Genomic DNA, 11,927 nt, shown 5'->3' on the forward strand with positions numbered 1-11,927 from the left:
CACTAGGCCGCGATCACTTGGGGCTTTTGGCGCGAGTGGTGATTTCGCCAGGTCATGGGGTTGACGCCTTCGCTGCGGGTGAACATATGGCAGAAGTGCGCCTGGTCGCAAAACCCGCATTCCAGGCTGATTTGCGTCAGGCTCAGGGTGGAACTGGCGATCAGTTCCTTGGCCCGCTGGATGCGCTGTTGGCGGATCCACTCCTGCGGCGACAGCCCGGTGGTGCACTTGAACGCACGGGAAAAATGGCTGCGCGACAACGCGCAGGCCTGGGCCAGGTCGGCAATCACCAGGCTTTCGCCCAGGTTGGCCAGGATCAGTTGCTTGGCGATACGCTCGCGCCGGGGGCATAGGCCACCGGTAGCGGACAAACGAGGGGCATATTGCTCGAGTCGGGCCATGACAAATATCCGCAGTCGATGGGAGCGTTCCCGGTGAATGGATGCAGTGTAGACGTGGCTAATCTTGTTGCCGGACCGTCCGGCTGACGAGTTAATCGTTGTTAATTTCGCCAGGTACCGGCGTGGAAAAGACAGCACAGACGTGCAATCCGGCCAGGGTCTGGCGTGCTTATCTGTGGGCTTGCCTACTGTTTGGATACCGCCATGAACCGCAACGACCTGCGCCGCGTCGACATGAACCTGCTGGTGATTTTCGAAGCGCTGATGTTCGAGAAGAACCTGACCCGGGTCGCCGAAAAGCTCTTCATGGGCCAACCGGCGGTCAGTGCGGCATTGGGCCGTCTGCGCGACCTGTTCGACGACCCGCTGCTGCTGCGTAATGGGCGCGGCATGGAGCCCACGCCACGCGCGGTGGCGATACTCAAGGAGTTGCAACCGGCCATGGACACCATTTCCGGTGCGGTCAGCCGTGCCAAGGATTTCGACCCTTCCACCAGTTGCGCGGTGTTTCGCATTGGCCTTTCGGACGACGCTGAATTTGGCCTGTTCCCACCGTTGCTCAGCCAACTGCGCGAAGAGGCACCGGGGATCATCGTGGTGGTGCGTCGGGCCAATTACCTGTTGATGTCGTCGCTGCTGGCCAGTGGTGAAATTACGGTCGGGGTGAGCTATACCACTGAGTTGCCGGCGAATGCCAAGCGCAAGAAGTTGCGAGACATTCCGTGCAAGGTCTTGCGTGGGGACGACGGCACCGAGCCGCTGACGCTGGATGACTACTGTGAGCGGCCCCATGCGATGGTGTCGTTTTCGGGTGACTTGAGTGGCAACATCGATCTGGACCTGGCCCGGATTGGCCGGGCACGCCGGGTGGTGTTGGCGGTGCCGCAGTTCAGTGGGTTGCGGGCGTTGTTGGCAGGCACGCAGATTATTGCGACGGTGCCGGATTATGCGGCGTGTGCGTTGACGGAGGGCACTTCGTTACGGGCGGAGGATCCGCCGTTTGCGATTGAGGAGGCGCAGTTGTCGATGGTGTGGAGTGGGGTGCATGACAATGATCCGGCGGAGCGGTGGTTGAGGGCTCGGATTGGGGAGCATATGGCTCGGGTGGTTTGATTGGGGGCAGCTAACCCGGGTTACCCACGGATTCAAGCCTGCGTTCGGGCAGCGTGTTTAACGCGGCGGCCTTAGAGCCGACCGGTTGCATACTGTCGACCTCGGTCAACCTGTAGGAGCCGGCTTGCCGGCGATGGCATCACCCGGGTGTGCCTGCTGTACCGAGTCGCCTGTATCGCCGGCAAGCCAGCTCCTACACGTATCTGCCTTTGATTCAAGCACTCAGGCCGCCGTGCTTTGATCTTAGGCAGCCCCCAAATAACGGATATGTACCCAACCAGCCCAATCCAATTGGTCACCCATTCTTACCCCAAATTGGATATTCCTCCTCCAAGCGCCGATGACTAACCTAGCCATCAATCCCCACTGCCTTGGAGCATCACCATGCAAACCCGTACTGATTTCTACACCGCCTCCCCAGACGCCATGAAAGCCATGCTCGCCCTGGAAGCCGCCGTCGGCAAACTCTCCATCGAGCTGCCACTGCTGGAACTGGTACGCCTGCGGGTATCGCAGATCAACGGCTGCGCCTTCTGCCTCGACATGCACACCGCCGACGCCCGCAAAGGCGGCGAGACCGAACGCCGCCTGTACACCGTGTCAGCCTGGCGCGAAACACCGTTCTTCACCCCACGTGAACGTGCTGCACTGGCTTGGGCCGAAAGCCTGACCCTGATCAGCCACACCCACGCGCCCGACGAAGACTTCAACGCACTGGCCGCCGAATTCAGCGCCCAGGAGCAGGTCGACCTCAGCGTGGCAATCGCCACCATCAACAGCTGGAACCGCCTGGCCGTGGGTTTCCGCAAGATGCCGAAGTAAGCCTCAGAAATTCACCGAGGCACTCAGGCGCGCCGTCAATGGCGCGCCCTGGAACAGGTAGTCATCGCCCAAGTACTCGCCCGCGTCGCGCCAGTAGCGCTTGTCGAACAGGTTGTCGACGCTCAGGCGAAACACCGTCTCATAGCCGTTCACCTGGGTGGTGTAGCGGCTGCCCACGTTCACCACCGCGTAATCCCCCACCTCCACATTGCCGCTGCGATTGGCGTACTTCTTGGCGCTGTATTGCACACCGCCCAGCACCGCCAGGCCATTCACCCACGGCAACGCGTAGTCGGCGTACAGGCTGGCGCGCAATTTGGGCACGTTGATCGCCTGGTGACCTTCGTAGTCCGCGGTACCACTGCCGGTCACGCGTGCGCGAATCGCCGCGACGCTGGTGGCGATTTGCAGACGCTCGGTGGCCCAGCCGTTGGCCGACAGTTCCAGACCGGTGTTTTTCTGCTCGCCCTGTTGCACATAGTCGAATGTGCCAGCGGTATTCGGTTTGGCGTACTGGTACGCCTGGCGGGTCTGGAACACGGCGGCGGCGAAGCTGATGCGGCGCCAGTCGTATTTCACCCCGGCTTCGATTTGGCGTGAGGTGGTGGGGGCGAGGGTTTCGCCGTCGTTGGTGGTTGTCCACGGCGCCTGGCCGCCCAGGGACAGGCCTTTGTTGTAGCTGGTGTAGAGCGAGATATTTTCGACCGGCTTATAGATCAACGACGCCTGCGGCAGGAACACGTATTGCTGGGTGTGGCGTACCTGGGCGCCAGAGGTGCCGTCGAAGGCTTTTTCGTCCAGGCGCACTTCGCGGCCACCGAGGATGGTTTGCCATTGCTCGTTGAGGCGGATGCGGTCGGTGACGAACAGGCCGTACTGGCGACTGTCGAGGTTGCGATGGCTGTCGTTCAGCGGCTTGTCGGTGGGGGTGAAAGTTGGGGCGTCGACGTTGATGTTGGTGCTGCCGATGTATTCGTTGACCGACTTGCGCTTGTCGACCACACGGCGAAAAGCGCTGGTGCCAAAGGTCAGTTCATGGCCCAGGCTGCCCGTGTTGAACAGCCCGGTCATGGCTGCCTGCACTTCGTCGTCGCGGCGGGTGTCGTCGGGGCTGCGGTAGTCGTAGACGTCATAGTCGCCGGTGGGGCTGAAGAAGGCGGTGCCGCAATCGGTCACGTAGAAGCAACCATAGGCAAACGAACTGTAGTCATCGATCACCACCTTGCTGCGCGCTGCGCTCACGCTGCCTTTCCACTGATCATTGAAGCGGTATTCAAACTTGCCGTTGAGATTCAGCGAATCAATGCCCACTTGCCTGGACCCGCTCTGGTGCCCCAGCAGTTTCTTCGGTGAGGCCCCGTGTGGCACCTCGGTGCCACCCAGCAGTTGGTAGCCCGGCACCGAGCGTTGCTGTTTGTCCTGGTATTCGGCGTCCAGTTGCAATACGGCATCGGGGCTGATGTTCCAGTCAAAGGCCAGGGACACAAAATCGCGCTGGCCATTGGCGTGTTCCACATAGGAATTGAGGTCTTCATGGGCCACGTTGGCGCGCAGGCCGAACTGTTGCTCGCTGCCAAACCAGCCGCCGACGTCGGTGGCGATATAGCCGCTGCCGCGATCATCGGTGGAGACCGTCACCGAGCGCACATCTTCCGGGCGCTTGGTCACGTAGTTGATCACGCCGCTCGGCTCGGAGATCCCGCTCTGCAGGCCCGCCAGGCCCTTGAGCACTTCCACCTGCTGCTTGTTTTCCAGGGCAACGTTCTGCTCGCCGGTGATGGTGCGCCCATTGATCTTGTAGCTGCTCGCCGCATTCAGCGAGAAGCCGCGCACCACAAAGTTTTCGTAGTAACCGATGGGCGCATAGCTGTCGCCCACCGAGGCGTCGTTGCGCAGCACTTCACTGAGCAGGCGCGCCTGCTGGTCCTTGATCAGTGCGGCGTTGATCACCGTGATCGAGGCCGGGGTGTCGAGCAGTGGTGCTTCGTCGACGCCGCTCACCGAGGCAGTGTCGCTGCGGTAGCCGGATGCATCCTGGCCCTGGACCTTCACCGCCGGCAGTTCAAGGTCTGCCGCCAGGCTGTGACCGATGCCGCCGCTGAGCAGCAGACCGAGGGCGAAACGTGAGGTGACGACGGGACGAAAACGCAAAACCATGGGGGCAGGGCCTTAAAGCGCGGGCGGGGGGCGCATAAGCTAGGCATAAGTGCGCACTTTTACAAGAATGATTCGCACCTTGAGACATCCCGTCTCAGACCGCATGCCAATCCATGTGCACCTCGACAGCCCGCAGCGCACCTGCGATAGACAAGGCTTCCCTCATCAATTGCAGGAGAACGCCATGAGTATTGCTGGAAAAGTCGCGCTGGTGACCGGCGCCGGGCAGGGCATTGGCCGGGCCATCGCCTTGCGCCTGGCACAGGACGGTGCCGATATCGCCCTGGTGGACATCAATGGCGCCAAGCTCGAAGCCGTGGCCGCCGAAGTCGTCGCGCTGGGCCGCAAGGCCTCTGTGTTCGTCGCTGACGTGTCCAAGCGCGAACAGGTGGTGGCGGCGGTGGAGCATGCGCACCTGACCCTGGGTGGCTTCCACATCATCGTCAACAATGCCGGTGTGGCGCAGATCGATTCGCTGTTGGACGTCAGCCCGGAACAGGTCGAGCGCACCCTGGGCATCAACGTGCAGGGCGTGTTGTGGGGCATCCAGGCCGCCGGCAAGAAATTCAAGGCGCTCAAGCAGAAGGGCAAGATCATCAACGCCTGCTCCATCGCCGGCCATGAAGGTTTTGCGCTGCTGGGGGTGTACTCGGCCACCAAGTTTGCCGTGCGTGCCTTGACCCAGGCGGCGGCCAAGGAGTTGGCGAGCGCCGGGATTACCGTAAACGCCTACTGTCCGGGCGTTGTGGGTACCGATATGTGGGTCGAGATCGACAAGCGCATGGCCGAGATCACCGGCGCCGAAGTCGGTGCGACCTACAAGAAGTATGTGGATGGCATCGCCTTGGGCCGGGCGCAGACGCCGGAGGATGTGGCGGGGCTGGTCGCGTACCTGGCCGGGCCGGATGCGGACTACATGACCGGGCAATCGCCGCTGATCGACGGTGGCCTTGTCTACCGCTGACAGGTACTCAGTCCAATGTGGGAGGGGGCTTGCCCCCGATAGCAGTGTGTCAGCACTGGAAGTATTGACTGATCCACCGCCAGCGGGGCAAGCCCCCTCCCACCGTATTGACCCCGTTGTATCAGCGGGTTTTGTTGGGCATGTCGATGCCCAGTCGGGTGACGCGGCGGTACAGCGTTGCACGGGAAATCCCCAGCGCCTGCGCGGTCGGTAACGGCTTCCAGCGATGGCGAATCAGCGCATCCAGCACCACCTGGCGCTCGGGGCTCACGCTCGCTTCAACCATCTCCAGTACCCGTTCCCCACGCACTTCCACCGGCAAATCCGCCATCTGCACCGTCCCGCCCTCACACACCGCACAGGCATACGCCAGCACATATCGCAGTTGCCGCACATTGCCCGGCCACGCGTACCCCAACAGCAACTCCAATGCCGCCTGGCCGATACCCACCGTGATACCGCTGTTGCGCGCTTCCTGTTCCAGCAAACGGTTGATCAGCGCCAGTTTATCGGTGCGCTCGCGCAGCGGCGGCAGGCAGAAGCGCGCGCAGCCGAGGCGAAAGTACAGGTCCTCGCGAAAGCGGCCCTCATTGACCAACACCGACAAATCGCGGTGACTGGCGCAAATCACCTGGATATCGACGGTGCGGGTTTTCGCCGCGCCCAACGGTGCCACTTCACCTTCGGCCAGCACCCTCAGCAGGCGCGTCTGCAGGGCCAGAGGCATGTCGCCGATTTCATCGAGGAACAAGGTGCCGCCATCGGCCCGCACCAGCAGCCCGGGCATGCCTTTGCTGGCGGCGCCGGTAAAGGCGCCGGCCACATAGCCGAACAGCTCGCTCTCAATCAGGTTTTCCGGAATCGCCGCGCAGTTCACCGCCACGAACGGCCCACCGCGCCGGGCGCTGCGCTCGTGCAGTTGGCGGGCGAAGACTTCCTTGCCGGCGCCGGTTTCGCCTTGCACCAGTACCGGCAGGTTGCGGTCCTTGACCCGCACGGCCAGGCGCAGGTGTTCTTCGACACGGGCATCCACCAAGGGCACCAGCGGCGCTCGCGCCTGTTTGCGTCGGGGCGCGTTGACCCGCACGTGCAGCGCACCCGGTTCTCCCAGCCAATGCAGGTGCTGGGTGGACTGGTCGGTGACGGCGCGCAAGGCGCTCAGGTCGAACACCTCGCCGATGTGCGCCGGCACCTGGCCAAAGCGCCGGCGCAAGGCCTGGCGCGCCTTACTGTTCAAGGCCAGCAGGCGGCCGTCCTGGTCCCAGGCCAGCAGCAGGTCGGGCTGGCTGTCCACATAACCCGGTGTGCTGTGGGCTTGCAGCACCCAGTGCTGCTGGGCGCTGTGCATGAAGAAGGCGTTCTCGATGGCCTCGGCACTGTGCGCCACCAACTGGCGTATCAGGTGCTGGCTGCGGCGGTCATCCGGCGATTTGAGCGCCGAGGCGTCCATCACTCCCAGCAGGTTGCCCTGGGGATCGAAGATCGGCGCGGCGGAGCAGGTCAGGCCGATGAAGGCTGCACGGAAGTGGTCGCGTTTGTGCACCGTCACCGCCGATTGACTGGTGAGCACGGTGGCCACGCCGCAGGTGCCTTCTTCGGCTTCCGACCAGCAGGTGCCGAGGTACAGGCCAGCCTTGCGGCAATCGCTGCGGATCGAGGCGTCCACGCGGTGGTCGATGGTCTGGCCCTGGGCATCGGTGAGCATCACGCAGTAGTCGGCCTGGCGCACACGGTGATGCAGTTGCCCGACGGCTTCGCCGGCAATGCGCATGAACAGTTCGGCGCGTTCGCGGCATTCCTTGAGCAAGGGTTCGCTGAGGATGCGTGGCCCCTGCAGGGAGCCGGGGTCCAGGTGGTGTTGCTCCATGGAGCGCCGCCACGAATCGAAGATCAGCGACGGCACCGGCGCCTGGGGCAGGCGGTCGGCATTGCGGACCACGCGACTGACGCAGTCGACGTGCTCCCTGGAGTTCGCGGCGAGCATAAGGCCTCCGGTTCTCGGTCTTTGTTGTTATGCCCGCCATTAAGCGCGCATGCGTCGGGCGCGACAAGCGCTGCCTGACCAACAGCCCGGCATGAGACGCAGCGTCTCAAACCGGCTGAGATGCCGCCTTCGAGTCGCAATGCCGCGTCTCATTCTGCGATCCCGGCCGGGTTGCGACAACCGCTCTGGATCAAGGTTATGCCAGGTTTTTTACAGCCTTGGCACAGGCTGTGCTGAAGGCCCTGTAGCTGACCACGATCAGCCTTCTGTGTGCCGAGACAACCTGGAGAACAACAAGATGTCCACTCACCTGTCCACCGATCAACTGCTGCATGCCTACACCGTGATGCGCACCATCCGTGATTTCGAAGAACGCCTGCACGTGGAATTCGCCACCGGCGAGATCCCCGGTTTCGTGCACCTCTACGCCGGCCAGGAAGCCAGTGCCGCCGGAGTCATGGCTCACCTCAACGACGAAGATTGCATCGCCTCCAACCACCGTGGCCACGGCCATTGCATCGCCAAGGGCGTGGATGTGTTCGGCATGATGGCCGAGATCTACGGCAAGAAAACCGGTGTGTGTGGCGGTAAAGGCGGCTCCATGCACATTGCCGACCAGGAGAAGGGCATGCTCGGCGCCAACGGCATTGTCGGCGCGGGTGCGCCGTTGGCGGCCGGTGCGGCGCTGGCCTCCAGACTCAAGGGCAGCCAGGGCGTGGCCGTGGCGTTCTTTGGCGACGGTGGCTCCAACGAAGGTGCGGTGTTCGAAGCGATGAACCTGGCCTCGATCATGAAACTGCCGTGCCTGTTCGTTGCGGAAAACAACGGCTATGCCGAGGCCACCGGATCCGGTTGGTCGGTAGCGTGCAAGGACATCGCCGAGCGTGCCGTGGGGTTTGGCATGCCGGGGGTGATTGTTGATGGCAATGATTTCTTCGCCGTGCACGCAGCGCTTGGTGTTGCCGTGGAACGTGCGCGCAAGGGCGACGGGCCAACCTTGGTCGAAGTGAAATTGAGCCGCTTCTACGGCCATTTCGAAGGCGATGCACAAACCTATCGCGGCCCAGATGAAGTGAAGAACCTGCGGGAACACGCCGATTGCCTGGCGCTGTTCCGCCAGCGTTGCAGCACTGAAGGCTGGCTGGACGCGGCGCAATTCGAGCGCATCGATGGCGAGGTCGCCCAGCTCATCGACGACGCCGTGCGCCTGGCCAAGTCGGATCCCAAGCCCCAGGCCGCCGACCTGCTCAGTGATGTCTACGTCGCCTACCACTCATAACAACAATTCGTGGAGAGAATTTCATGGCTCGCAAAATCAGCTACCAGCAGGCAATCAACGAAGCCCTGGCCCAGGAAATGCGCCGCGACCAGAGCGTGTTCATCATCGGCCAGGACGTGTCCGGCGGCACCGGTTCCCCTGGCGAGCAGGACGCCTGGGGCGGTGTGCTTGGCGTGACCAAGGGCCTGTACCCGGAGTTTCCCGACCGCGTGCTCGATGCGCCGCTGTCCGAAGTCGGCTACGTGGGCATGGCCGTCGGCGCTGCCACCCGTGGCATGCGCCCGGTGTGCGAACTGATGTTCGTCGACTTTATCGGCTGCTGCCTCGACCAGTTGCTCAACCAGGCCGCCAAGTTCCGCTACATGTTCGGCGGCAAGACCACCACGCCGCTGGTAGTGCGCGCCATGTACGGCGCCGGGCTGCGGGCGGCCGCCCAGCATTCGCAGATGCTCACCTCGATGTGGACACACATTCCCGGCCTCAAGGTGGTGTGCCCAGCCACGCCCTATGACGCCAAGGGCATGTTGATCCAGGCGATCCGCGACAATGACCCGGTGATCTTCCTCGAGCACAAGATGCTCTACAGCCTGCAGGGCGAAGTGCCCGAAGAGCTGTACACCGTGCCTTTCGGTGAAGCCAATTTTGTCCGCGAGGGCAGGGATGTGACCCTGGTGACCTACGGGCGAATGGTGCACATCGCCCTGGAAGCCGCGACCAGCCTGGCGCGACAAGGCATCGATTGCGAGGTGCTGGACCTGCGCACCACCAGTCCGTTGGATGCCGACAGCATCCTCGAAAGCGTGGAAAAGACCGGGCGCCTGGTGGTGATCGACGAGTCCAACCCGCGCTGCTCGATTGCCACCGATATCAGTGCATTGGTCGCCCAGCAGGGTTTTTCTTTCCTGCGCGCGCCAATCGAAATGGTCACCGCGCCGCACACGCCGGTGCCGTTCTCCGATGCGCTGGAAGACCTGTACATCCCCAACGCCGCGAAGATCGAAGCCGCGGTGCTGAAGATCGCCGACAAGAGGAATGCCGCATGATCCATACCTTGACCATGCCCAAGTGGGGGCTGTCGATGACCGAGGGGCGCATCGATGTCTGGCTCAAGCAACCCGGCGACCGGGTGGAAAAGGGCGAAGAAGTGTTGGACGTGGAGACCGATAAGCTCTCCAGCAGTGTCGAGGCGCCGTTCAATGGCGTGCTGCGCCGTGTGTTGGCACTGAGCGACGAAACCCTGCCGGTGGGCGCGTTGCTGGGGATTGTGGTGGAGGGCGAAGCCACCGAAGAGGAAATCGATGCGGTGATCGACAGCTTCAATGCCGGGTTTGTCTCCAGCAGTGCCGAAACCGAAGCTTCGGGACCGAGTGCGCAGAAAGTCGAGATAGGCGGGTTTCTGTTGCGCTATCTCGAGCTGGGCGAGGGTGGCACGCCGTTGGTACTGATTCACGGATTCGGGGGGGATCTGAACAACTGGCTGTTCAACCAACCGGTATTGGCCGCCGAACGCCGGGTAATCGCCCTGGACCTGCCAGGGCATGGCGAGTCGGGCAAGCAACTGCGTAGCGGCGATGCCGAGGAACTGAGCCTTGCGGTGCTGGCCTTGCTCGATCACCTCAGGCTCGACCGCGTACACCTGGCCGGGCATTCCATGGGCGGGCTGGTCGCACTGACCGTTGCCGACCAGGCGCACGCGCGTGTTGCCTCATTGACCCTGATCGCCAGCGCCGGCCTCGGCCAGGAGATCAACGGCGATTACTTGCAAGGGTTTGCCGACGCCAGCAACCGCAATGCGCTCAAGCCGCCACTGACCCAACTGTTCAGCGACCCCGCGCTGGTGACGCGGCAGATGCTGGAGGACATGCTCAAGTTCAAGCGCCTGGAAGGGGTGGACAAGGCGCTGCAGCAGCTCAATACCGCGTTGTTCGAGGGCGGACGACAGAAGCTGGACTTACGTCATCGCGTGGGCCGGCAGCCGAGCCTGGTGATCTGGGGCAGTGACGATGCGATCATCCCCGCCCGGCATGCCGAGGGGTTGGATGCCCAGGTGGAAATTCTGCCGGGGCAGGGGCATATGGTGCAGTTGGAGGCGGCGGAGCGGGTCAACCAGGTGATGGCCGCTTTTCTCAAGTCCCAACCTTGAAATACAGCCCAATGTGGGGGGGGTAAGCCCCTTCCCACCATTTGGATTGGGTTTCAAACGCAACGCTTCAGGGTTTCGCTTGGAAGCTCTTTGAACAGGGCGCGGTAGCTGCTGGAAAACCGCCCCAAATGCCAGAATGACCAATTCATCGCCACCTCGGCCACGGTGGTCCCGGTTGAATTGAGCAACTCCCGCCGCGCCCCATTCAACCTGCGCAAGCGCAACCACTGCGCCGGGCTCATCCCGGTGTAGGTCTTGAACCCCTGTTGCAATTGGCGCAACGGCACCCCGGCGATCTGCGCCAGTTCCAGCAGGTTGACCGTTTCGTCCGGCGCGTCTGCTGCCCATTCGCCGATGCGCGCCATCAGCCGGCGCTCTTCACTGCGCCGCTGCAACGAGTAACGGTCCAGGCACACGCAGGCGTTGTCGAGGATAAACAGGCAATCGTCGAGCAGTTGCTGGGTGAGGGCGTCGCGGCTGGCGGGGTCGATCTCGGCGGACAGGCGGGTGAGGGTGCCACTCAACCAACGGCTGAACAGCGCGTTCTGCTGGCAGGTCAGCGGCGCCATGAACAAACCTTCGAGTTTCGCCACATCCAGGCCGTGACGCTGCACGAACTGCGGCCCGAACACCACCGCCACTTCACGGTAGTTTTCCGGGGTGATCCAGGTGTTGCGGCTTTCGCCATTGAGCAGGTACAGCGCGTTGTCGCTGCCGTCGAAACAGAACGCCAGAGCGCCGGCGGGCGCGTTGAAATGCTGCTCCACGCGGGTGTTCATGCACTCTTCGTACACCTCCACACCTTGCAGGTCGAGGTAGCGGATCTGCCCGGCAAAATGCCCGGGAGACATCTGCTGGTACTGCTGCACCCAGCCGGGGGTCGCACTGCATTGGGCGGCCACATCACCGGTGGTGAAGGCCTGTACGCGCAAAGCTGTTGCCTGTGTCATGGGAAACCTGGGCGCACTCTATTGGTGCGTTGTGGGTCGTGCAAAGTGGATAGATGCTGCCGTGCGGCGGCCTCAAGATAGACCTCAATGCGCCAGGAGTACAAGCCGGCGCAT

The 11,927-nt window shown here is 62.8% G+C and carries 10 protein-coding genes; 6 read left to right on the plus strand and 4 right to left on the minus strand.

What is annotated here, in order from left to right; genetic code table 11:
* Nucleotides 1–2 precede the first annotated feature (2 nt).
* Nucleotides 3–401, minus strand: a complete 399-nt coding sequence (locus KHP07_RS17085) for a helix-turn-helix domain-containing protein (protein WP_099493801.1) — start codon at nt 399–401, stop codon at nt 3–5.
* A gap of 204 nt (nt 402–605) precedes the next feature.
* Between KHP07_RS17085 and KHP07_RS17090 the strand changes: the two genes are divergently transcribed.
* Entirely contained in the window at nt 606–1,514 is a 909-nt protein-coding gene (locus KHP07_RS17090; protein ID WP_099493800.1) for a LysR family transcriptional regulator, read from the plus strand.
* A gap of 384 nt (nt 1,515–1,898) precedes the next feature.
* Complete coding sequence (locus KHP07_RS17095) at nt 1,899–2,336, plus strand: carboxymuconolactone decarboxylase family protein (RefSeq protein ID WP_078048013.1); 438 nt, start codon at nt 1,899–1,901, stop codon at nt 2,334–2,336.
* A gap of 3 nt (nt 2,337–2,339) precedes the next feature.
* On the opposite strand, the gene KHP07_RS17100 is transcribed toward KHP07_RS17095, so the two are convergent.
* On the minus strand, nt 2,340–4,493 hold the full coding sequence (locus tag KHP07_RS17100) for a TonB-dependent siderophore receptor (protein ID WP_214497591.1): 2,154 nt from the start codon (nt 4,491–4,493) through the stop codon (nt 2,340–2,342).
* 184 nt (nt 4,494–4,677) lie between these two features.
* Here KHP07_RS17100 and KHP07_RS17105 point away from each other — a divergent pair, with 184 nt between their 5' ends.
* Nucleotides 4,678–5,457 carry an acetoin reductase gene (locus KHP07_RS17105; protein WP_058425756.1) on the plus strand — a complete coding sequence of 260 codons (780 nt, stop codon included), beginning with the start codon at nt 4,678–4,680 and terminating at the stop codon, nt 5,455–5,457.
* 121 nt (nt 5,458–5,578) lie between these two features.
* Here KHP07_RS17105 and KHP07_RS17110 read toward each other — a convergent pair whose 3' ends face one another.
* Entirely contained in the window at nt 5,579–7,441 is a 1,863-nt protein-coding gene (locus KHP07_RS17110; protein WP_214497592.1) for a sigma-54-dependent Fis family transcriptional regulator, read from the minus strand.
* A gap of 298 nt (nt 7,442–7,739) precedes the next feature.
* Between KHP07_RS17110 and KHP07_RS17115 the strand changes: the two genes are divergently transcribed.
* From KHP07_RS17115 to KHP07_RS17125, 3 genes are read left to right on the plus strand one after another with little or no spacing between them, the layout of a single operon-like run.
* A complete protein-coding gene (locus KHP07_RS17115; protein WP_078048017.1) occupies nt 7,740–8,720 on the plus strand; it encodes a thiamine pyrophosphate-dependent dehydrogenase E1 component subunit alpha in 981 nt (326 codons plus the stop codon).
* Nucleotides 8,721–8,743: 23 nt separating this feature from the next.
* The gene (locus KHP07_RS17120) at nt 8,744–9,763 is read left to right on the plus strand and encodes an alpha-ketoacid dehydrogenase subunit beta (RefSeq protein WP_071490080.1); all 1,020 of its coding nucleotides are present in this window, start codon (nt 8,744–8,746) and stop codon (nt 9,761–9,763) included.
* A complete protein-coding gene (locus KHP07_RS17125; RefSeq protein WP_214497593.1) occupies nt 9,760–10,863 on the plus strand; it encodes an acetoin dehydrogenase dihydrolipoyllysine-residue acetyltransferase subunit in 1,104 nt (367 codons plus the stop codon). The genes KHP07_RS17120 and KHP07_RS17125 overlap by 4 nt, the downstream gene beginning before the upstream one ends.
* 53 nt (nt 10,864–10,916) lie before the next feature.
* Here the strand turns inward: KHP07_RS17125 and KHP07_RS17130 are convergent, their stop codons facing one another.
* Nucleotides 10,917–11,813 (minus strand): helix-turn-helix domain-containing protein, encoded by an 897-nt coding sequence (locus tag KHP07_RS17130; RefSeq protein ID WP_099493794.1) that lies wholly within the window; start codon nt 11,811–11,813, stop codon nt 10,917–10,919.
* Nucleotides 11,814–11,927: the final 114 nt, after the last annotated feature.

The sequence above is a fragment of the Pseudomonas sp. VS40 genome (assembly GCF_018587885.1).
In the GTDB taxonomy this organism is placed as follows: Bacteria; Pseudomonadota; Gammaproteobacteria; order Pseudomonadales; family Pseudomonadaceae; genus Aquipseudomonas; species Aquipseudomonas pergaminensis.

What these genes read in the sequence shown, in the direction of transcription:
- KHP07_RS17095 (WP_078048013.1), top strand. Translation starts at nt 1,899, where the DNA reads ATGCAAACCCGTACTGATTTCTACACCGCCTCCCCAGACGCCATGAAA.
- KHP07_RS17100 (WP_214497591.1), bottom strand. Translation starts at nt 4,493, where the DNA reads ATGGTTTTGCGTTTTCGTCCCGTCGTCACCTCACGTTTCGCCCTCGGT.
- KHP07_RS17130 (WP_099493794.1), bottom strand. Translation starts at nt 11,813, where the DNA reads ATGACACAGGCAACAGCTTTGCGCGTACAGGCCTTCACCACCGGTGAT.
- KHP07_RS17090 (WP_099493800.1), top strand. Translation starts at nt 606, where the DNA reads ATGAACCGCAACGACCTGCGCCGCGTCGACATGAACCTGCTGGTGATT.
- KHP07_RS17085 (WP_099493801.1), bottom strand. Translation starts at nt 401, where the DNA reads ATGGCCCGACTCGAGCAATATGCCCCTCGTTTGTCCGCTACCGGTGGC.
- KHP07_RS17115 (WP_078048017.1), top strand. Translation starts at nt 7,740, where the DNA reads ATGTCCACTCACCTGTCCACCGATCAACTGCTGCATGCCTACACCGTG.
- KHP07_RS17125 (WP_214497593.1), top strand. Translation starts at nt 9,760, where the DNA reads ATGATCCATACCTTGACCATGCCCAAGTGGGGGCTGTCGATGACCGAG.
- KHP07_RS17105 (WP_058425756.1), top strand. Translation starts at nt 4,678, where the DNA reads ATGAGTATTGCTGGAAAAGTCGCGCTGGTGACCGGCGCCGGGCAGGGC.
- KHP07_RS17120 (WP_071490080.1), top strand. Translation starts at nt 8,744, where the DNA reads ATGGCTCGCAAAATCAGCTACCAGCAGGCAATCAACGAAGCCCTGGCC.
- KHP07_RS17110 (WP_214497592.1), bottom strand. Translation starts at nt 7,441, where the DNA reads ATGCTCGCCGCGAACTCCAGGGAGCACGTCGACTGCGTCAGTCGCGTG.